Source organism: Bacillota bacterium, from assembly GCA_012839765.1.
In the GTDB taxonomy this organism is placed as follows: Bacteria; Bacillota; Limnochordia; order DUMW01; family DUMW01; genus DUMW01.
In genome coordinates, this window is the sequence record DUMW01000068.1 from 1 (window position 1) to 21,634 (window position 21,634).

The 21,634-nt window shown below is 54.5% G+C and carries 13 protein-coding genes; 1 reads left to right on the forward strand and 12 read right to left on the reverse strand.

Annotation, left to right across the window (positions count from 1 at the left end; translation table 11 throughout):
- Positions 1–534: 534 nt before the first annotated feature.
- The 11 genes from GXX57_06765 to GXX57_06815 form a co-directional block, all read right to left on the reverse strand.
- On the reverse strand, positions 535–1,656 hold the full coding sequence (locus tag GXX57_06765; GenBank protein ID HHV44351.1) for a hypothetical protein: 1,122 nt from the start codon (positions 1,654–1,656) through the stop codon (positions 535–537).
- A 494-nt stretch (positions 1,657–2,150) separates the two neighbouring features.
- Complete coding sequence (locus GXX57_06770; GenBank protein HHV44352.1) at positions 2,151–3,056, reverse strand: AraC family transcriptional regulator; 906 nt, start codon at positions 3,054–3,056, stop codon at positions 2,151–2,153.
- Positions 3,057–3,564: 508 nt separating this feature from the next.
- Positions 3,565–5,037: a hypothetical protein gene (locus GXX57_06775; GenBank protein ID HHV44353.1), complete on the reverse strand. Its 1,473-nt coding sequence runs from the start codon at positions 5,035–5,037 to the stop codon at positions 3,565–3,567.
- A 626-nt stretch (positions 5,038–5,663) separates the two neighbouring features.
- On the reverse strand, positions 5,664–6,932 hold the full coding sequence (locus GXX57_06780) for a sugar ABC transporter substrate-binding protein (GenBank protein HHV44354.1): 1,269 nt from the start codon (positions 6,930–6,932) through the stop codon (positions 5,664–5,666).
- Positions 6,933–7,935: 1,003 nt separating this feature from the next.
- Positions 7,936–9,981 carry a discoidin domain-containing protein gene (locus GXX57_06785; GenBank protein ID HHV44355.1) on the reverse strand — a complete coding sequence of 682 codons (2,046 nt, stop codon included), beginning with the start codon at positions 9,979–9,981 and terminating at the stop codon, positions 7,936–7,938.
- A gap of 515 nt (positions 9,982–10,496) precedes the next feature.
- Positions 10,497–12,530, reverse strand: coding sequence for a discoidin domain-containing protein (locus GXX57_06790; GenBank protein HHV44356.1), 2,034 nt, complete (start codon positions 12,528–12,530; stop codon positions 10,497–10,499).
- Positions 12,531–13,253: 723 nt separating this feature from the next.
- Positions 13,254–14,018: a hypothetical protein gene (locus tag GXX57_06795; GenBank protein ID HHV44357.1), complete on the reverse strand. Its 765-nt coding sequence runs from the start codon at positions 14,016–14,018 to the stop codon at positions 13,254–13,256.
- A 383-nt stretch (positions 14,019–14,401) separates the two neighbouring features.
- On the reverse strand, positions 14,402–15,166 hold the full coding sequence (locus GXX57_06800; GenBank protein HHV44358.1) for a hypothetical protein: 765 nt from the start codon (positions 15,164–15,166) through the stop codon (positions 14,402–14,404).
- Between the two features lie 309 nt (positions 15,167–15,475).
- Positions 15,476–16,729, reverse strand: coding sequence for a sugar ABC transporter substrate-binding protein (locus GXX57_06805; GenBank protein HHV44359.1), 1,254 nt, complete (start codon positions 16,727–16,729; stop codon positions 15,476–15,478).
- A gap of 183 nt (positions 16,730–16,912) precedes the next feature.
- Entirely contained in the window at positions 16,913–18,811 is a 1,899-nt protein-coding gene (locus GXX57_06810) for a glycoside hydrolase family 127 protein (GenBank protein HHV44360.1), read from the reverse strand.
- A 51-nt stretch (positions 18,812–18,862) separates the two neighbouring features.
- The gene (locus GXX57_06815; protein ID HHV44361.1) at positions 18,863–20,023 is read right to left on the reverse strand and encodes a hypothetical protein; all 1,161 of its coding nucleotides are present in this window, start codon (positions 20,021–20,023) and stop codon (positions 18,863–18,865) included.
- Positions 20,024–20,659: 636 nt separating this feature from the next.
- On the opposite strand from GXX57_06815, the gene GXX57_06820 reads away from it, so the two are divergent.
- Positions 20,660–21,211, forward strand: coding sequence for a DUF342 domain-containing protein (locus tag GXX57_06820; GenBank protein ID HHV44362.1), 552 nt, complete (start codon positions 20,660–20,662; stop codon positions 21,209–21,211).
- A gap of 119 nt (positions 21,212–21,330) precedes the next feature.
- On the opposite strand, the gene GXX57_06825 is transcribed toward GXX57_06820, so the two are convergent.
- Complete coding sequence (locus GXX57_06825) at positions 21,331–21,618, reverse strand: stage II sporulation protein P (protein ID HHV44363.1); 288 nt, start codon at positions 21,616–21,618, stop codon at positions 21,331–21,333.
- Positions 21,619–21,634 lie beyond the last annotated feature (16 nt).

Below are 21,634 nucleotides of genomic sequence, written 5' to 3' on the forward strand. Positions count from 1 at the left end.
CTTACGCAGGCAGGACTTCTTCCGGGGGGATGTCGAACTTCTTCAACAGACTGCTGACCGAGGGTAGCAGTTTCTGACTTCCAAATATTGGAGATGGAGCTCTCCCCCACTTATGCTTGACTCACTCCGGTGGTTCCTGGGACTTGACCGGGAACCCTGGCCCTTTTCCCAAAGGCAGCTTACGAAGTCAATGGAATTTCCCGATGTCCAGCTGGGCGCCCGCTGTATGTGCACAAGCCGCGATCCCTGCGGCAGCAGTTGTCACCAGAAGGGCAGGGCAAACCACCTCCCTAAGAAACTTCTTGACGTAGGAAGGTCAGAGGCTTTCTGCTGTTTAGAGAAACACTCCCTTATCTCTGGCTTCAAGGGTTAGCCACCCCAAAAGGCCCCAGGACACCGAAACAAGAAAACAGGAAGACTTCGGTGAGTTCTTTACCGAAGATCTGCGAAAAAAAAGCGGCGTTCCAGCATTAGCCTGCACTAGAACGCCGCACTATGGACAAGCCTACTATGCCTAGATTCTTCTAACAGCCATCAGTACTTGACCTTGCTCACACACTCATATCCATACTCCAAGTACACCATCAAGTTCTGGATGTACTGCTCTGTCGGCAGCGGATACTCCATATAGCCAGCGGTGGGCCCGAGGATAAACCGCTTAGACTGACTGCCCTCCTCCACCGCCTGACGAATCTGTTCCTTCAGCTCCTCGGGCCTAGAAAGCTGCAGGGAGGCCATTTCAATATTCCCCTCCAGACCCATGGAATTACCTACAAGCTCCACGGCCTCCTTGAGGGTCACATCCCCTTGGGGCGGCGGCTCGATGGGATTCAGCACATCGACACCCATCTCCGCAAACCGCTTCAGTAGTTTGCCCACCCGGCCGTGGCAGTGCACCCAGACGTAACCTCCGGCATCATGGATCAAATCGCACAGGGGTTTATCAACCTCGAAGACGAACTCTTCAAATTCATCCATCCGCACCAGCGGCGGGATAATCAACTCCGGGCCCACCCACGAGAAGATGGGTCTAATCCCCGTATCCAGTACAGCCTTCACATGGTCCCTAATCCGCTTGGCATAGGTGTAGACTGCTTCCTTGATCAGGTCGCGATCATCAATGCACATGAGGGCAAACCGTTCGGAACCAATTTTTCGACAGACGGCATAGGCCGCATGATCTAGACCGAACATCACCAAACCCTTGTCTCCCACCTTCTCCACGGCGCGGTAGTAAAGATCTGTGTCGATGGGATAGGGCTTATAGGGAACGCTGAGGAGGGCCTTCAGGTCCTCAGGCTCCTTGATCATGTGCTCCATGTCGTAACCCGGCGACCCGATGGTGCTGTACCGAAAGATGGAGCGCAGTGTGCGGTCACCAATTTGGTAGTATGTATACCGGTCCACCCACTCGGTGCCCTCGAGGGGCTTGTCCTCCCACCAAATCTTGCACTGGGGGTCGGAACCAAAGAACACATTTAGTGGGCTATAGATCTCCTCCATAATATCCGTGAGTTCCAGGGCCCGTTCATACACCGGCCTGTAGGCCGGGGCCATCATACTCTGTCCGATGGATAACCCCCACAGCTTGAAGGCTGGCCGGTCCACGTCCTCTCCCCGGAAAATCCGCCAGAGTCTTTCCTTACTGGTCATCATAGCAGTTTCCTCTCCCCTAGGCTTTGTTAAAGTCAAACTCCAGAGAATACAACATACCATGCATAGCATAGCGAAGGCGTGCCGCCCCCACTTGCCGTTTAGTGACATTCCACCCGCATATTCTTGCCCAGTTGTGACGCCACTTCCGACAGGATGCAATCACCGGAGGAGATCGAAGGGTAGCAATAAAGAAGTCCAGGTGCAAGATCTCTAATTAAACCCTGCGGAAATCCCCGGGCACTCCTCGTCCCTATGCAAAAAACACCCACAGGAGGCAGCAAGCCCTGCTTTTCCCTTGGGGGAGAAGTCGGCCCAAGGACGTACGAAAAGCGTAACCAAGAATTGTAGCCAACACCACTGAGGCATGGTTGTCCGTTCCACCCGAGGTGGCTCGAATCTCAGGCCGATCAACAGTATGGTACGGCATCTCTTCGGCACCAGGAGTAGGCCTTGAGGAAGGCCGCTCACTACCTCCGACGAGCCTACATCTTCGCCTACTCCTCCTGATCCGGCGGCCAGGCACTGAGCACCTCGCGGCTTCGCCGGAAGCTGCGGGGGCTGATCCCTACCTTCTTAGAAAACAGACGGGAAAAGTACTGTTCCGAACTGATGCCGATCTCCTGGCAGATGTCGATGATGGACATGTCGGTGGTGGCCAGAAGTTTTTTCGCAATACTGATCCGGTAACTGCTGATGAACTCCGAAGGAGTCTTTCCCGTGATCTCCTTGAAGATACGGCTGACATGGCTGCGGTTCAGCTGGAGGTACTCACTTAGTTCGGCCACCGAAAGCTCCGGGTGATGGTAATTGGCCCGAATGTAGCTGACCGCGCGGTTCACATGCCAGTTCGTCAGGTCAGTAATGTTGTGGGAGTGGGAAATCATGCGCGAAAGATAGATAATGAGGCGCCAAAAGTTCAGGCGAAGCAACAGCTCCTGTCCGAGAGGATCGTCCAGAGTCCCGTTCAGCTCCTCAATCAGCTCCCGGAGGGTTGCACCCAGATATCCGGTATCGCGACCTGTCACCCAGGTATCCCCTCCCCGGAAGGGCCAGGCAGACGGGTTCAGATACTGTACCACATCTAGCGTAGACCCGACCACCCTTTCACTGGGTTGGAAGAAGAACTCGCAGTTAATGACGCGGCAGTTCTTGCTCACGCTGAGGATGCCGTGCGGTATCTCGGTGTTGATCACCACAAATTCCCTCGTCTGCAGGTGCACAGCCTCCCCTTCCACCTCCACGCTCATCTCACCGTGCTCCACGTACATCACTTCAATGGCACTGTGGGTGTGACTGCTAAACCGATAGTCTGGTGGAAAGGTGCGGCGGTAGTAGTACTCAATCACGGGAACGTAAGGCTGCTTCCAGAGTTCCTTTCTGTACAAATCGCACAGGATCACCGGAGTTCCCTCCCCTTTTCTTCGTACCCCGTTTCGATCAGTTGCCTAGTATTCGACCATGTTCCCGCCACAAGGAATTGCAATACACTGGGTTAAATGCTAACACCGGTAAGCAAGCTACAAAACCCCTTGCAAGGAAAAACATTGTTACTGGAAACTTGCCGGCAAAGCTTTGCCTTCTGTGCCCAGCTCCCCAGCTGTAGATGATCTGTAGCTTCCGCAACACAGCAAAGATAGCCTCTCCAACACGACCCGAATACCACCGCGTTCTGTCCGCCTCACCCTGTACTCCTTAGGCGTTGTCCTCATCAAATATATATTTTAAATCTTCCGCAGAACAGGGAGGATTTCCTTTTCCATAACAGTCAATTTTTGCTTACCAATACTTAGCTTGGCGACCTTTCCCCAGGGTCTGGGACAACCTTTAGACTCCTACCTGCCGGCGGATAAATCCACCTTTCCTTCCCATCTGGCCTAGTCAGCGGCGATGACAACGATTGACCTCGGGCTAGACGTATCGGGTACCCACCAGGGACAGTCTCCCGAGGGTAAAGGGCTTTTCCTGTTCCTTCGGCAACTGCAAGCGCACATATAGCTCCCTGGCTTGCTTGAGCACTTCATAGGGAATCTTCACCGCGGCTACCTCACCGTTCACCTCCCCCTTCCAGACGGGTACGAAATAGCGACCTGTGATGGACAGCTTAAGCTGCACCTGGCCCTGACCGGCTAACTTGAGGGTAGCATCACCGTAATCCTTCACCGGTAGCCGATACACTACGCTGCCGCCTGGACTCACCAGTTCCACCTGCCCATCATCGATCGGCTGCCCGTCCAGGCTGATTGGCTCTCCTGGGCTATTCTCCTCGGTAACAGCAGAGATATACGTTACAGGAATAGTGAAGGAATACGCAAAATCAGGGCCCTCCACCTGCAGATCAATGGACTTGGTCTCCTTGGAGACGGTGAACGAACCTACGTAGTACCCATTGCCTTCCCAACCAACAGACCAACATTCCTTCTTGGGCATGCGGATCTTTTCATGCCGGTAATAACTATCTTCTTCGAACACAACCACTTGCTGCGTAGTCCGGCCGGTGATCCTCACACCAGGCACATGTTCACCCCGGAAGCGGATACGCACAGGCAGGACAACCCGACGTTCTGGACGATCGGTGACCACAGTAAAGCTAGCAAAGACGGGCTCCACTTCCACCTCCGGAATCGACACGATCTGCCCAAAACGTTCGGCAATCTTAAGATAACGCTCCTTGGGTTGGATACTGTGGGTCCATGCGTTGACGGCCCGCTGTAGGGTAAAGCCTGGCCATCCCTTCGCCCCGCCTCGGCGGTGCTGCAAAGCTTCCTCATCGCTCATAAAAGGTTCAAACAACCCAGGCTCCCTGCGCAACATCTCCTCCAGGAAAGTATCCAGGAAGTCGGCGTGGGGAAACCCGTCGAGGGGCAACTCCGTGACAACCTTCTGCCCCGTATGGAAGAAAAGCATTTCATATGTATGCTGGGCTTCATGCTCCAAGACCATTGTTATCCCCGGATCCCTTTTCTGAAAGCGGGATACCGAAAAAGACATAAAGGGTGTCGTATCTGGTCCTAAGAGGGCACCTCCACCGTACATCTGTTTAGCGTCATCTATATTCTTCCACGCCCACATAGACCATACCAAATCATAGCTGCTGGGGTTAAGCCCGGTCTTCTGCAACTGTTGCCAGGTGTCGTGGGCCGACATCCAAAACCGATGCTTCTCAATTTCCCAGATGTCCTGCCGGGCGAGGGGGGTGTCCATCAACACAAAGTGATAGTCTTCACACATTTTTTCACCGGCAACCATCGCTAGCCAGTCCCGGTATTCTACTAGCTTCTCGGCAACCAAGTACTCCTGTTCCTCGTCAAACTTTTCCGTGAAAGTGTGTGTAAATAAGGGAATCATCACATCGAGCTTAAGGCGCTTCTTCTCCGCATCCAATGCTAGTCACCTCGTAACAAAAACTATGAATACTGACTACTTCGTATAGTTCTTTGAATTCTGGCTGGGACTTACTCGACAGCTAGGAACGAAAAAGACAGACACAACCCGAAGGGGCTAAGACCACCCGCCGGAAAGAACGCTCCCGCAGCCACCGGTACGGGCCTTCTACTCCCTTTACAGCCCTGCGCTGACAACCTCTTCTCCCAGACCCGTAGACCACCTTCGGAGTTCCTCTGCATCCGACGTATCCAAAAGCAACATCCATAAGCGGCCTTCTTTATTCTGCTGTAAGTATAGCACTTTGGCAGTAGCCCAACTTGTACAATTGTTGCGCGATACAACATGTCCCTTAACTTGCGGTGATGGAGAAAGTCGAAAACAGCAGGTGGTCTGTCAACGCTCATCGTCGCGCATCAAGAACTCGGTGTGATGTATCATCACCACACACTCGATTAAGCTAAGTCAGCTCCCATCTGGTAGACCGACCCGGGCGTATACCACCAGGACAGTCTCCACCTCCCGGGGTATGTTACCTTCTAGGCCAGGAAAAAGCCAAAGCTCCGCCAGCGGTGAAGACTAGCGGAGCTTGGCAGGTGGTTCCAGGATGGAGGGTATCAGCTACCTTACTTATTCCTGAATTGCTGGTCTAGGATCGTCTGCGCCCGTTCCACCGCAGACCGCATCGCCTGGTCAGCAGACTTCTGCCCGGTAAAGGCTTGCCACAGCTCATCGTTAAAGATCGGCTGAATGTTATTGGTCCAGATGGGGTTGCGGACAAAATAGTGGACAGTGTTCGCATACTGAATGGCCTCCAGGAACGGCCGCTTCAGCGGATCATTCCAAAGATCGAACTCAGAGGCCACGCTGGGCAATGCCGGCAACGCCCAGTCCATCTCCACCATCAAGCCATGACCGATGGGCCCAGACAAGTATTCCAGCAACATCACTGCTTCCTCGGGGTGCTTGGTCCCGGACCACACTACCCAACCGGAGCTGTGCAGCACTGTCTGCAGTTCCTTGCCTTCGGGATGTGGAGGAATCACACCACCCAACCGCAACTTCGGGTTCTGAGACAGGTAACCTGCCACCGCCCAATGCCCGTTATCCTGCATGGCCACGTGTCCCGTATGGAGGCCTGTACTGGAAGCCAGCTCACCGGAGTATGGCACCACATGATACCGTACCCGTAGGTCAGCCAACCACTGGACTGCATCAATGGTCTCAGGACGATCCGCATAACCCGCCACATATCTTCCGTCCGGCGAGAGCAAATCGCCACCATTGGACCAGACGTAACCGGCAGTACCGTAGGTCTCGTCACTGAACTGGAAGGCGAACTTCTTCTGTTCCACATCGGTCAGCTTAAGACAGATCTGCACAAACTCATCCCAGGTCCAATCGCCGGTGGGATAGGGCAGACCCGCCGTGTCGAAGCAATCCATATTGTACATAATGATCCGCGGCGTGAAGCTGTGGGGCAGGCCATAGACGCTATTGTCCACCATGCCAGCATAGGGCATGACCTGAGGGAAGTAATCATCCACGGAAAGCCGATCGCTCTTTTCCAGGAAGGGGCTGATGTCCTCCAGAAAGCCCTCATTTACCAGCATAGGGAAATCCCACCACATAAAGACATCAGGGGCGCTGTTGGTCATCAGGCCGATGACCAGCTTGTCAAAATAGTCGCCAGTACCATACTGGACTTCCACTTCGATGTTCGGATGATCCTCCATGAACTTCTGAACAATGATCGGTACAGGGTTACCATCGGGTCCGTCCCAATGACTGAGGACAAGCTTAATCTTCTCCTCTGCACTGGCCACAGCAGCGAACAGGAATGGGATTAGAAGCAAACCCACCACCACTAGACAGACAACTCTTGTTTTTCGCATCTGCTGCACTTCCTTTCTTTCCTGCTTGTATGTAGATTATTCTTATTTAGGTGACAGCTTAAACTTTAGGCTCACAGTCTTCACTCCCACCCCAAAAGCCCCTGCATCAGAACGAAGGGGGCGATCTTCTACCACTCCTCACAAAACTGTCTAGTTCCAGAAGGGACGAACCGTACACACGATCACGTACCCTGGAAATAGGCTTGCACCAAAAGACACATCATCGGGCTGGCTTCGCCTGAAGACAACGACAACCAACGCAAACGGCCTGCTAAAGCTCAACGTGCTCTGCCCCTGCCCAGTTCCATCGCCGCTTGGCATAATCCCCAGCAAAACGCGGCACTCCTCTTTACTCCATCGTTCTCTTACTGAGACACAGGGCTGGATTCCTCCAGCCCCATGCCGACTACACTCTTTCAGGATGCGTCGCCCTGCTGCAGGGCCATCGCCCCAACATCTGCCTTACGGGCGGACGCAAGCGTGGAGGTGCGCGGATCACTTCAGAAAACTAGTTTTCAGGATACTACTTCCTTTATTTTTACTATAACACGCCGTTCAAAAGCTTACTTGCAGTATTGTTGCATAGCGATTTACAGTCTTTTACCGCGTGTGACGCTTTTAGGCGGGCACCCGGATCGAGAAAAAAAGCCTCGGACAGTCTGCACTCTATCCGCGCAAAGGCGGCTTGTGTTCCCATGGGGCCCAGGTGAAGGTAACGGTGTAACGGGAGGATAGGACGTACACGGTCAAGGGCTTCCCTCCAGAGGCAAACCGAGACTCACCAATATTGAACCCGCTTTCCACCTACTTAGGGAAGGGCTCGTGAACCATGCACCGGCAAAGTCTATCCACCGCTGCTAATGGCGGCAACTTACACCTGACCTTTTCCATGTATACGAAATCGAAGCCCGACCAAAAACAGCGGGAGCTCTTTAAGGTAAGGGCGGTGCCACCGAGGACTCCCCGATGGCACCGTGGAGGTATGAGCTGTATGGGGTCAACCCTATTGGGTGTAATGACGAAAGTCAACTTTCAGACTGGTAACTTCAGCGACGGATGGCGCACTCAAAGGTCGCTTGTAGTCCGGTGCCAGTCTAACCCGCACGTACAGGTATTCCTGGTTCTGCAGAAGCTCGGGCCGAATGTCAGCCAACTGGGGCTCTTCCTTCAACTGGTTCTGGAACGCGGCCAGAAAGACCCTTCCGTTAGCCGAGACAGCCACCTCAGCCCAGCCAGAGCCAGTGACTTTAATTTTGCCGGCTTTAGCCCCCTCGATGGGGACCCGAAATACCACGTACTCACCGTTTTCGCCCACTGTCCAGACACCGTCCTCTGGGGTCACGTTCGTATCATAGACCAGCGTACTGTCCAAGACTACTTCCCTGGGATAGACATAGATGTAATTCACAGGAATAGTGAATGTCTCGTCGATCTCCTGACCCTTGACGCTAACTTCAATGGCTTCGGTATCCTTCGTCACCGTGATCCAGCCTCCATAGATACCATTGCCGTCCCAGCCTGCGGACCAACGTTCCTGCCTAGGCATGCGGATCTCCGGATAGCGGTTGATGGTGTCTTCTTCCAGGGTGTAGACCTCGCCGTCCACAGTGGCAGTGACAGTCACACCGGGGATATGCCACCCCTGGTCGCGAACCCTCACCGGGAGATAGATTTCCCGCTCTGTAGCGCGGTGGGTAACAATGGCGATGCTCGCCATCAGCGGCTGCACCACAATGTCTCCCCGGGCAGGGACCGTCTTACCCACGTACTCCGCCACTTTCATCCAGTTTTCCCTCGACTGGAGCCGGTAGGACCAGGCATTGACACCACGCTGTAGGTTCAAGCCGGGCCAAGTCTTGTAGCTGCCCGTTCCATCATCGTGGTACTGCATAACTTCCTCATCGGACATGAAGGGTTCCATGAAGCCCGGCTCCAGGCGGATCATCTCATCTAGCAAGGTGCCCAACAAATCAGCATGGGGCATACCCAGCAGCGGAGGACGTCCGTCGATGGAAAGACCAGCATCGAGGAAAAGGGACTCCCAGGTATGGTGCCCTTCATGCTCCAGGACCATGAGCGCGGTGATTTCGTTCCAACGACTGGCTAGGTTGCTGAAGGAGAAGGACATGAAGGGTGTATCATCCGGGCCTTCTGTCGCTGCACCGCCGTACCGTTGCCCGGCCCCGGGGATGTTCTCCCATGCCCACAGGGTCCAAACTAGGTCGTAGTCACTGGGGTTGATACCCGTTGGTGTGAAGTTCCGCCACACATCGGAGGGAGTCATCCAGAAGGTATCCTCCCCGTCAATCTCATCCCGGCTCAGGGGTACATCCACCAGCACCAGGTGGTAGTTTTCGTACACATAGTGGCCCACGACCTGTTCAAACCAGTCCCGGTAGTCGGCGATCCGGTTCATCAGCGTAGGTTCCTGATCCGCAGGCAGTGCCCAAGTAAAGGTCTCAGTGTAGATCGGCATCAGGATGTCCACGGCTAACCGCTCCCCTTCCGAAGGAAGCCACGGCTCTCCGTTGCCAGATCCAATCCCCACGTGTTTCAAGAAGGGCTCCTGGACCTTCACACCATCAAAGGTAAGCTCCAGTATAGATATCTGGCTCACCCTCTCCGGCGGGGTGCTCGTCAGCCGAAAGAAACGGGCCCGCTGAGGAGCGAAGCTAAAGGTCTCCGACACAGCTGTGGTCGGGACAAAATCTTCGAACACATCTACCCACTGAACACCGTCATTAGAAAGGCTAATCATCACCGAGGAACCTTTGGTATCGGCATTGGACCAATCGATGCGCACACGAGAAAACTCGATCTCCCGTGGAAACTCAACCTGAATCCAGTGTTCGGCCCTTACAGCCCGGCTCACCCACCGGCTCTCCCAATCACCATCAATAGCTTGCTCCACGGTGTAGTTCCCTAGGTGGCCTGATCCCGTAACCACCAGATCCCCAGGACTGAATAACTCCATCGCTGTTGCCGTACCTGCACAAAGCAGGGCAGCTACACAACATGCTAAAATGATGATTTGCGCAAACCTACTCATCGCCCTATGACCCCCTTCTCCAATTTGACTTCTTCCGATGCGGCCAACAGGCCCCACATACTCTTGTTACGCAGAGCCTTCTTAACTATAAATCTAAATCAAGGTAGGTGAGCTTTGCTTGTCTGCCTGTGACATGAAACAATCGTCTTTTGCCCACGTGTGATGATGATTCCCGCCCCCTGCCATCGCACCCGGGTTTCCCCAGGGCACCGGGTCCCTACCAGAAGGCTCTCTGGCGTTGTCTGCTGCTGCCTCTAGGAAGAATAGTAACTGCGCAGTACGATCTCCTGTTGCATCCCGTTATATCTGGTGTGTCGGCTCCGCCAAGGGGGGCAACTGTGGTACCCCGCCTTTCCTACAGGCATCCTTGTCATCTTTTGAACGATCGAAGGTCGTAAACAGATTTCTCAGTACGGCCCGGTCCGAAAAATGCACGCGGCGGAAATCGCAAAGCCCGCGGAACCACCGAACATCGCCGGCGGTACCGCGGGCTTAGAGCAGTTCTGGGATCCACCCTATTGGTTGTAGGAGCGGAAGACTATCTTCAGGTCAGTGACTTCACTGACCGACGGGGCGGAAAGAGGTCGTTTGTAATCCGGGGCCATCCGGAGTCGCACGTACAAGTACTCCTGATTCCCCAGAAACTCAGGTCTGACGCTGAACGTCTGTGGATCCTTCGTCAATTCACCCTGGTAAACCGCCAAGAACTGCCTTCCGTTGCCCGAGACAGCCAACTCCACCCAACCGGAGCCGGCCGCTTCCATCACAGCCGCTTTTGCTCCAGGATTGGGAATCTGGAAGATGACGTAATCTCCGTCCTCCCCAAAGGTCCAACGGCCGTTGTCCGAGGTAGCAGTACGATCAAAGACCATCTCTGGTCCGAGGAGGGTCACCTGCTGGGTCTCAACATTGATGTAGTTTACAGGGATCGTAAAGGTCTCATCGAGCCCCTGCCCTTGAACCCTGATCTCGATGGCTTTCGTATCCTTGGTTACCGTGATCCATCCGCCATAGATGCCGTTACCATCCCAGCCTACGGACCAACGCTCCTGCCTAGGCATCCGGATATCGGAGTGGCGGTAGATGGTGTCTTCCTCTAGGGTGTACACCTGCCCGTTCACCGTGGCAGTCACCTTTACGTTGGGAATATGCCATCCCTGGTCGCGCACCCGCACCGGTAGGTAGATCTCCCGTTCAGCACCGCGGTCGGTGACAATGGATACGCTAGCAAACAGGGGTTGCACCACGATGTCTCCCCGGGCCGGTGCAGTCTTTCCTACGTATTCCGCCACCTGAAGCCAATGCTCCCTAGGCTGGAGTCGATAGGTCCAAGCATTGACGCCCCGTTGCAGAGTGAGGCCAGGCCATCCCTTGCTGCCGCCACGACGGTGCTCCAGGACTTGTTCATCGGACATGAAGGGCTCCATAAACCCTGGCTCCAGTCGCACCATCTCATCCAGCATGGTATCGAGGTAGTCCGCGTGGGGCAGTCCGGTAAGCGGAGGAGTGGTGTTCACCGACAGGCCGCTATGCCGGAAGAGAGACTCCCAGGTGTGGTGGGCCTCGTGTTCCAGCACCATGATTATTCCCTGGGATCGCTCCGCGAAGGAGCTGACAGAGAGGGACATAAAGGGTGTACCGTCGGGACCGTTCAAGGCAGCACCGCCATAGCGTTGGACAGCCCCGGGAATATTCTTCCATGCCCAAAGGGCCCAAACCAGGTCGTATTCACCGGGATTAATCTCCGCCAGTTTGAGATTGTTCCAGACATCAGTGGGCGTCATCCAGAAGGTATCGTCGCCGTCGATTTCGCTGCGGCTAAGGGGCACATCCACCAGCGCCAGGTGGTAGTTCTCGTAGACATAGTGACCCACCACCTGCTCGAACCAGTCACGATAGTCAACAATATTCTTCATCACCAGATACTCCTGCTCCGCGGGAAAGGCCCAGGTGAAGGTTTCTGTGTAGATTGGGAATAGGACATCCACTGCCAACCGTTCCCCTGGTGAAGAAAGCCAGGGCTCACCGTTGCCGGAACCAATTCCCACGTGTTTATGGAAGGGCTCCTGGATTCTCACCCCGCCAAAGGAGATCTCCAGGATAGACATCACATTTCCCCTCTCCGGCGGTGTAAAGGTAAGCCTGCAGAAACGTGCCCACTGGGGTGCAAAGCTCAACGTTTCCGCCTCCGCGGTGGTCGGGACGAAGTCCTCAAAGACATCCACCCATTCTCGACCGTCCGCAGACAGGCTGATCATTACCGACGAACCCATGGTGTTGGCATTGGCCCACTGGATACGTATGCTGGAAAACTCCATTGACTTTGGAAACTGAATCTGAATCCACTGGTTACTCCGCCCTGGGCTGCTCACCCATCGGCTCTCCACATTACCGTCTACCGCCCGGTCAGGGGTATAGCTACCGCTAGCACCCGATGCGGTAACAACCAGCTGGTCGGGAGAGAAGATCTCCTGAGCAACAGCTGCACCCGTAACCAAGAGAATAGCGACCCAGCACACTGCGACGATGAACGTCGTTAGGATTCTCATTGACGTAAGACCCCCTTTTCGCATCTCACAGAGTTATTCGTAGCCGCAGGTCCAAACAGAGGGCCCTCCTTTAGATTAGACACCACGCAGTCCCCTAGGCCCCTCGGCTAACCTGCAACTCTTCCCCCACGCAAAGGACTACTATCCTATTTCCAATGTACCAAACTGGCCGGCGGCACTCTTGACTCTCTGTGACCCTGCTTCGCCTGCTTTTGCCCGTGTGTGACGGCATCTGTCCTGGCATCCACGGCCAACCCGCGGATAAACCAAAGGGGTGAACAACTTGCCGGCTTCCTACAGGTCCCCTTCACCCCCGCCGGTTCCGGACAACAGCCTCGCGAATGCACTGCCTGCGATACAAAAAACGTGTACCTGGGGAAAGGACGAGTATCTCCACACAAGATGAGCCGCTGTACTAAACAGTTTTCAACGGTCAATGGACTGGATCGGCAGCGGTCCCCTCCCCAAAAGCGAGCCTATGCCAGGGAAAATCCTCCATACTTGCACCAGGCCCAGCCAACTGCCACCTCCATCCTCAGCGTGACCTGAACCTCAGGTCGGTGGTCTGCCACCAGCTTCCTGGGGATTCCCCTTCCCGGTGAACACTCTTGCCTTTGGTTTAGTCCCTCTGACTTACCGGATCCATATCCCCGGGCCGGGCGCACAAGAGAAAATGCGGCCCTTCCAGGCCGCATTTTCTCTCTCCAAAGCCTCAGTAGACCCTTACTTCACCAGGATGAGCCGGCCCATATGCCAGAACTCTTCATGATGCACGTCAAGGGCATGACCCCAGAAGTACTGGGAGGTAAGCTTGAAGGCACCACCAAGCACCAAGTCAACCTCGTAGGCCAGGATCCGGAAGGGAGTCTCCCTACCCTCGTAGGGTTCATCCAGGAAAGCCAGCTCTTTCCAAGGGATCATAATCTCGAAGGTATACCCATCAGCAGTGAACACCCGCTCACCCTTACTGCCCGGGACCTGATTGTGTCCAGACCGGCCCATGTACATATCCAGGGCGCGGACCTCCTCGCTACCCGCAGGAATCTGCCCATCGGGGTTGACCCGCCAATGGGCCCAGATGTGTCCGTCCATCCAGGCGGGATCGCCGGGCTGGGTGATCCCCAGTGCGTCGAAGTAGAAACCGAAGTAGTCGCAATCCCAGAAGTCGGTTACGGAAACATCATCATCCTTAATAATGCCGGCGAAGTAAATGTACTCTTCGTCCCAGTTACAGTACAAGACACCGGAGAACTTATCGGGATAGACCTCTTCCAGCGTCCGCCCCTGATAATGATGCCAGTCCGGATTGTTGGGGGAAATCTCGTTTGGATAGGTAGTTACCCACTCGCCCTCATCTAGCTTCCCGTCGACGACAATGTTCTTGTTGTAAGCGCTGTACCATACCCCTACCCGATCGTCGGCCGCCGACGCTGTTGCACACAGTGCCAGCAGCATAAGTACGGACAGAACCAGTGAGACATGTTTCATTACTGACCATCCTTTCTGCTGTGCTGTTGGTATTTTCGTCAGATGATTGACTGATAACAGTAACAAGAGAAGCACCGTGATCCCACGGTCAAGCACAATGCCCCTCTTTCTTACCAATCACCAGGCTCGAACACCACCATGCCTACTCAATCTACATCACAACAGTATGTATCCACCAACTGCGCCGCCGAACCGCCCCGGGTAAGAGTACTGTCTTTTCCTCCATCCACCTGCCACATTACTCGCGGCCGCCTCCCGAGGCAAGGGCATCACTCTTTGAAGCAAGCTGACCTGACTACCACTAGCCTCCTATGTGGTTCCTGTTCGCCCGGCCGGAGGTTTACCCCTCCAGGCCCTGTTCTTTTCTAAAGTCTTACTAGACCCTACTTTACCAGGATGAGCCGGCCCATGTGCCAGAACTCTTCATGATGCACGTCAAGGGCATGACCCCAGAAGTACTGGGAGGTAAGCTTGAAGGCACCACCAAGCACCGAATCAACCTCATAGGCCAGGATCCGGAAGGGAGTTTCCCTACCCTCGTAGGGTTCATCCAGGAAAGCTAGCTCTTTCCAAGGGATCATAATCTCAAAGGTATACCCATCATCAGTGAACACCCGCTCACCCTTGCTGCCTGGGATCTGCTGATGTCCAGATCGGCCCATGTAATCGTCCCGGGCGCGGACCTCCTTGCTACCCTTAGGGCTCTGACCATCGGGATTGATCCGCCAGTGGGCCCAGATATGTCCGTCCATCCAGGCGGGATCGCCGGGCTGGGTGATTCCCAGGGCGTCGAAGTAGAAACCGAAGTAGTCGCAATCCCAGAAGTCGGTTACGGAAATGTCGTCATCCTTAATAATGCCGGCGAAGTAAATGTACTCTTCGTCCCAGTTACAGTACAAGACACCGGAGAACTTATCGGGATAGACCTCTTCCAGCGTCCGCCCCTGATAATGATGCCAGTCTGGATTGTTGGGGGAAATCTCGTTTGGATAGGTAGTTACCCACTCGCCCTCATCCAGCTTCCCGTCGACGACAATGTTCTTGTTGTAGGCGCTGTACCATACCCCTACCCGCTCGTCGGCCGCCGACGCTGCTGCACACAGTGCCAGCAGCACAAGTATGGACATAATCAGTGAGGCACGTTTCATTACTGACCATCCTTTCTGCTGTGCTGTTGGTGTTTTTGTCAGATGATTGACAGTGACAAGAGAAGCACTGTGACCGCAGAGGTTAAGCACAGCACCTCCCCTTCTTTTCTTAACAATCACCAGATTATACACCAGCGTGCTTACTCAGTAGACGTCACAACAGCATGTATTCCACACACTGGGTCACCGTACTTGCAGTGATGTGAAAGGCTCTCCTGACGCATCCTAAGGAAGGAAGCGGTACCGGCCCGAAAAGCCAGTACCGTGCTTCCCGATCAACAAGCGCAATCAGCTCCGGATATGAACTGATTACTTGTAGGAATCCATGATCCTCTGCAGAGCCTCGCCGGCGGCCCGCAGAGCGGTAGCCGGTGCAGCCTGACCATCGAAGATCTGGTTCAGAGCATCCTGAACAACTCCCTGGTATTCGCTGTTCCACCGCGGGGTGCGCAGGAACCAGTGGGTGGTGGTCGCATACTCCACGGCACGGATAAAGCCGCCGGACTCCGGATCATTCCAGAGCTGGAACTCAGTCACAACACTGGGCAGGGTGGGCAAAGCCGCATCCTGAATTACCATTTCCCGCTGCCCGATCGGTCCAGATAGGTATTCCAGCACGATCATCGCCGCTTCAATATTTTGGCAGTTCGGGCTCACAACCCAACCGGAGCTGTGCAGTACACTACCAGGGGACTTGCCCTCGGGAGCCGGAGGAACTACGGACATCATCCGGATATTGGGGTTAGCCTCCTTGCTGACCAACAAGTCCCAAGCACCAGTCTCCATCATGGCGATATTGCCGGTAGCGAAACCTTGACCCGACTGCAGGGCGCCGGACAAAGGCATAACACCATCCAACAGACGGAGATTAGCTAGCCAGGTCACAGCCTCGATGGTCTCAGGACTGTCTATGTAACCGATGGCCTGCGTGGCATCCTCATTTACAAAGTCGCCGCCGTTGCCCCAGATAAACCCACCGATGTTATACACGCCCCAGTACCAATCGAAACCGTACTTGTTCTCGTCGGGACGGGTAAGCTTCAGAGCGATGTTGCGGAACTCGTCCCAGGTCCAATCGTCGGTAGGATAAGCCAATCCCGCCGCATCGAAGGCGTCCAGATTCACCAGAATCGCCCGGGGTGTGAAGCTATGGGGCGTCGCGTAGATTCCGTCCTTATACTTCCCGCCGTAGTTCAAAGCGCCCGGGAAGAAGTTGTCCGGATGGAGGACTTCGCTCTCCAGCATGTACGGCAACAGGTCAACAGCGAATCCACCTTCGGCCAGAGCTGGGAAATCCCACCACAGATAGATGTCCGGTCCGCCGCCTGTGGCAATGTTCACGAGGAGCTTGTCAAAGTGGTCAGAACCATAGTACACCTGCTCGATTTCCAGCTCAGGATGGTCCTCCCGGCACTTCTGCAGGATGGTGGAAATCGGACCTCGTCCTTCCGGTTCCCAGTCCGCCACGACGATCTTAATCTTCTCGGCACTCATCACACCCGTGATACCCATAACCAGAACCACAACTAGGACAAAAGTCAACCATGCTTTGCGATTAAACATGCAATTAAGCCTCCCTTCTTAGTTTCACCCTACTCTTTTTTGGCTGTTAACTATGACAATGTGCCCGAGTACAGTGTTTTGCGTAAGTGTCTTCCTCACCTCACTCCTCGTCGCTTAGGTTGCTTACTGTGCCTAGGTAACACCGAGCTCCTGCCGCCGCGCTTACCGAGGTAAAAAAGCAGCCTACCTCAACTCGTTAATCCACACCCGCATCGCTCCCGAAGCCCGATTATCCCAAGCATAGTAGGGAATAGCTGTAATGGTCACCGGTGCTACCTTAGAGGGCTGGGTTCGGTACAGGTTCTCGGACCAGTCTTCGTCCAGAACCATGACTGCCTCCCCACGCACCTTCACCAACTCACCCAAAACTCCATCCCTTTCAAAGGAAGCCTCCAGGGGACTATCCTTCGGTAGCAAAATCCTCTCCAACGAGCTAGACTGATCTACTTCTTCCAGGCAGTAGACAACAGGTCCCCGCTGGATCGCCACTTTACCAACATTCGCCTCCACATTAGGATGGGCATAGACCCTTTCCACAGGCATTGCCAAATCAACCTCGATGAGATCCTTCGATTGCCAGGCCCGCCGTAACTTCACATAGCCGTCTTCAGTTGTCCCGTTGTCCACCGGACTACCGTTGATCCTAAGCCCATACTCACGGCACCAACCCGGTATCCGCAGGCAGATGGTGAACTCCTCCCTGCGTTCGGGATGCACTTCGATCTTTACTGCCCCCTCCCAGGGATAATTGGTTTGCTGCTTTAACACCACCTGTTGACCGTTCACTGTCGTCTGGCCTGTACCCGCTACGTAGAGGTTCACATAAACTTCCCCGTCACCACAGGAGTAGACTAACTGCCCCATGGAACCGAGGAAGCGCACGATATTCGTAGGACAGCAGGCACAGAAATACCAATCCTTCCGGTGGGTCTTCCCGTTACTGGCCAGGACGTTATCGTAGAAGAAGCGCCGTCCGTCCAGGGAGATCCCACTGAGAAATCCGTTGTAGAGCGTCCTCTCGATCACATCCATAAAGCGGCCCTCGCCGAAAAAGTTGAACAGTCGGTGATTCCAGAGGATGCTAGCAATGGCAGCACAGGTTTCCGCGTAGGCGGTATCATTGGGTAACTGGTAGGGATCCCCAAAGCCTTCTATTTCCGGCCGCGCACCGACGCCACCAGTGATATACATCTTACGTCGATAGACATCATCCCAAAGCTTGAGGGCAGCCTCGATGAGGCTGTCGTCGCCGGCCTCCGCACCTACATCCACCATCGCGGCGTACATATATATGGCCCGGACCGCGTGTCCCACCGCCTCCTCCTGTTCCCGCACCGGCAGGTGATCCTGGGCATAGCTGCCGTCATACCTACCGCTTCGCATGAAAACATAGCGGTTGAAGGAGCTATCCTCAGGAGCCAGATCCTTAAGCTCTTCTTCGAAAACCGACGGCCTGTGGCCCCGCCGGTCAAGGAAATACTTAGCAAGATCGAGGTACTTCACGTTACCGGTCAGCCGATAGAGCTTCACCAAGGCCAGCTCGATCTCTTGATGCCCAGGATAACCGTCCCTTTTCTCCGGACCAAAGACCGACGCGATGTAATCGGCATACCGGCACATGGCCTGAAGGAAGTGGTCCTTCCCCGTAGCCTGGTGGTGGGCAATGGCCGCCTCGATCAGGTGCCCTGCGTTGTACAGCTCATGCCAGGCCCCCAGGTTCTTCCACCGCAGATCTGGCTTTTCCAGGGTGATAAAGCTGTTGATATATCCATCGGGCTGCTGGGCGCTACAGATCTTCCTAATCACCCGTTCCACCACATAGGTCAATTCGGGATCCTCATTATTCATCAGGGCATAGCAGGCACCCTCCAGCCACTTCGCCACATCCGAATCCCAGTACAGAACCGGTTTGATTCCCTTTTCCGGATCGAGATCGAAGGCGTCAATACGCCCAGAATCTTCACATTTATCATAAACATGGGGCAGGGTAACGTCTGTGTTGACCCTGATCCAATGTTCCCAGAACCCACCGGTGAAGGTCACCCTATTGAGCGGCACCGGTTGTAGTTTATACCCAGCCACGACCTTTTCCCCCTTACTCTCTGCCCTTTCGGGCTACTGTCGGCGTCCAAATTAGCCCTTTGCCTTGGCGCCGATCACCCTGATCGGAATGGTGATCGGTTTGAATAGTGGTACTTCCTGCACATATATGCTAAACAGAAGGTTCCTGTTTGAATCGAGAGGAACGATGGTCCACGTGGCGTAATAGCTTTCACCCTTCCAACCTATGGACCATCGCCTTTGAGGAGGTAAGCGATGCTTCTGGTGTCTCAAATATACATTTTCGTGCAGAATGACGCGATCGCCCTCAATGACTCCTTCCACTTCCAAGTTGGGGATGTGTCGTCCCTGCTCCCGCAGGCGCACAGGGATAAAGACCGGTCTTTCCCCGTCGGAGGGAGGAGCAATAATGGTGATACTGGAAAACAGCGGTTCCTGCAAGAAGCTGCTGCGGGGAGACACCACCGTCCCGAAGGTGGGAGCTAGCTCCAGCCACCTCTTCCGGGGCCAGCGCCGCAACACCCAGGCATGAACTGCCGACTGTAACCTGCTAGGCAACATCTTCAACTCGCGGTACTGCAGTACCTCTTCGTCGGTAGCTAAGGGGGCAAAGAGCCCCGGTTCTTCATTTACGATGCTCCGCAGCAACCTGGGCAGATAGTCCGCATGGGGCCATCCCGCAGTCAAGTCTTCGCCGGGATCAGTGATGAGAGGATAACCCAGTTCTGCCCACAGGAACTCATATGTATGCTGGGCCTCATGCTCGATAATCAAATACGGCCCTGACTCTCCCGGCCAGAAGCGGCTGACGGGAAAGGACATAAAAGGTGTCCGTTCGGGCCCAAAGGATGTGCCACCACTGTACCGGGGAAAGGCATCTTTAGAATTCTCCCAGGCCCAGGCACACCAGACCAGGTCATATGTACTTGGAGTAATACCCTGGGCCTGCAGTAACCGCCATACATCATGGGTGGACAGCCAGAATTGGTTGGTGTGCAATTCACTAACCTCGTCCCGGTCCAGAGGATAATCGTACAGAAGAAGATGCAGATCCAGTCTCAGGTTGTGGCCCACGACACACTCCAGCCAGTCACGGTACTCCAGGATCTGTTGAACAAGGGCATACTCTTGAAGGGTATCGAAGGACCAGGTAAAGGTGCGGGTAAAGAGGCAGAACAAAACGTCCAGTTTGATCCGCTTGCCACTGGTGATCAACCAGGGATCACTGGACACTGCCCCGACACCTATGTGGTCGATGAAAGTGCACTCAGTTGGGACAAGACACTCGCCAATATGCATTCTCTCGTCACCTTCCGATGGATAAACCCCAGTAAGGCGCATCCAAGCTGGCACATTATTTGCCGCACTGCCCTTAGGCCTTCCATTTCTAATTAGAGTATAGCAACTGTCTGGTTCAGCTACTTATCCATTTGTGACGTCTCCGACATAAAGTCTTTATCCCTTGTGACTTCCTTTTGCTTGTATTCTCACCCTCTCCCAGTATCCGGCCCCCGGTCTAAACGCGTGTCTGGTACAGTAGAATGACACTATGCAGGTCAGGTCTATCAGGTCTTCATGGCTAGGCCTCAGTCGGCCCGGGGTCTTTCTGTATGACTTGGTCCCGAGACTGTGTTCCCTGCTCGCTTCCCCGTCAAATGTCCAAACCCATCATCACACCTCTAAGAGGCCAGGATTGTTGTGACCATATACTCTGCGCATACCAGGGGGCTATCGGGGTAGGCTAGATAAAGCCACCCCACCGTACCTCAGTGGCCCCCAGCCCAACAAGTACTATCAGCATAAAAATCGCGGTAACAGCAAATAATCTGTACTGCGGCAAGGGATTATAAACTAAGGGGGAATCGATCCATGTCCTTTGGCGAGGCAAACCAGGCGTGGTCTGAGCAGGAATTGCAGATCATCGAAAATTGTGTGGAAGAGGCGGTCCAGCAGGGGCTCCCCAAGGCCGATGGTTTCCGTAAGGCCCATGCTCAACTACCCAATCGGACCTTAGCGGGCATCACCAACTGCTACTACACCAAATGTGTAAAACGGGACCAGCCACCCAAAGAGGACAAAGCGGAACCGGCCATGGAAGTGCTGAACCTCCTGCACGAGGTCAGGTCCCAACTGGAACAGATCGAGAAACGGCTCAACACATTGGAAAGCCAGCAGAGGTTCAACTGGGCTGAGGCTCTCACGGAACTAGCTAACAAGCTCCGCAACTACTCCGCCCTGGAACAGGAGACCACGAAGCTGCGGGAACAGCTGAGCCACACTCCGGAACCGGAATTAATGAAAGAACTGAAGGACATCTACCAGGGCTATTGCATTCAACAGGTGATGAGCCTGCAAGAATTGAAGACCAAGTTAGGAAACCTGCTTCATCGGGATCAAGAAAAAGAAGCCCGCGTAGGGTAGGAAACTGGTCCACCTAATTCTAAAGGGGCTCCCTTCGCACGTACTATGGCTACAACCAAAGGTCCAGCACAGGTCAACAACCAGGCAATCACTTCTCTTGGGCGGACCCCCAGTCCTCCTTACAGGGCATCCAGGGCATTCTCATGGATCAGGCGAGCCTTGGCCCGGTTGCCCTGTACCTCCACCACGCGATAAAGTTTGTTGTCGGAGGTGATCAGCTCGTCTCCTACGGTCACCTTTACTTCCGTATACATCAAATACTTAGCATCCACTTCGTCTACGATGATATAATACGGTGGGCGTTCTCCCGGTCCGGTGGGCCTCCCCTCCCTAGTCAGGAGGGCCCACAAACCGACAACGCCAATAAAGAAGATGAGCAGGATGATGGAAATCGAGAAGCGTTTCAATTGCCTCTACCTCCCA

Coding starts and splice junctions, on each gene's coding strand:
- GXX57_06800 (HHV44358.1), bottom strand. CDS start 15,166: ATGAAACGTGCCTCACTGATTATGTCCATACTTGTGCTGCTGGCACTG.
- GXX57_06790 (HHV44356.1), bottom strand. CDS start 12,530: ATGAGAATCCTAACGACGTTCATCGTCGCAGTGTGCTGGGTCGCTATT.
- GXX57_06795 (HHV44357.1), bottom strand. CDS start 14,018: ATGAAACATGTCTCACTGGTTCTGTCCGTACTTATGCTGCTGGCACTG.
- GXX57_06765 (HHV44351.1), bottom strand. CDS start 1,656: ATGATGACCAGTAAGGAAAGACTCTGGCGGATTTTCCGGGGAGAGGAC.
- GXX57_06780 (HHV44354.1), bottom strand. CDS start 6,932: ATGCGAAAAACAAGAGTTGTCTGTCTAGTGGTGGTGGGTTTGCTTCTA.
- GXX57_06820 (HHV44362.1), top strand. CDS start 20,660: ATGTCCTTTGGCGAGGCAAACCAGGCGTGGTCTGAGCAGGAATTGCAG.
- GXX57_06785 (HHV44355.1), bottom strand. CDS start 9,981: ATGAGTAGGTTTGCGCAAATCATCATTTTAGCATGTTGTGTAGCTGCC.
- GXX57_06805 (HHV44359.1), bottom strand. CDS start 16,729: ATGTTTAATCGCAAAGCATGGTTGACTTTTGTCCTAGTTGTGGTTCTG.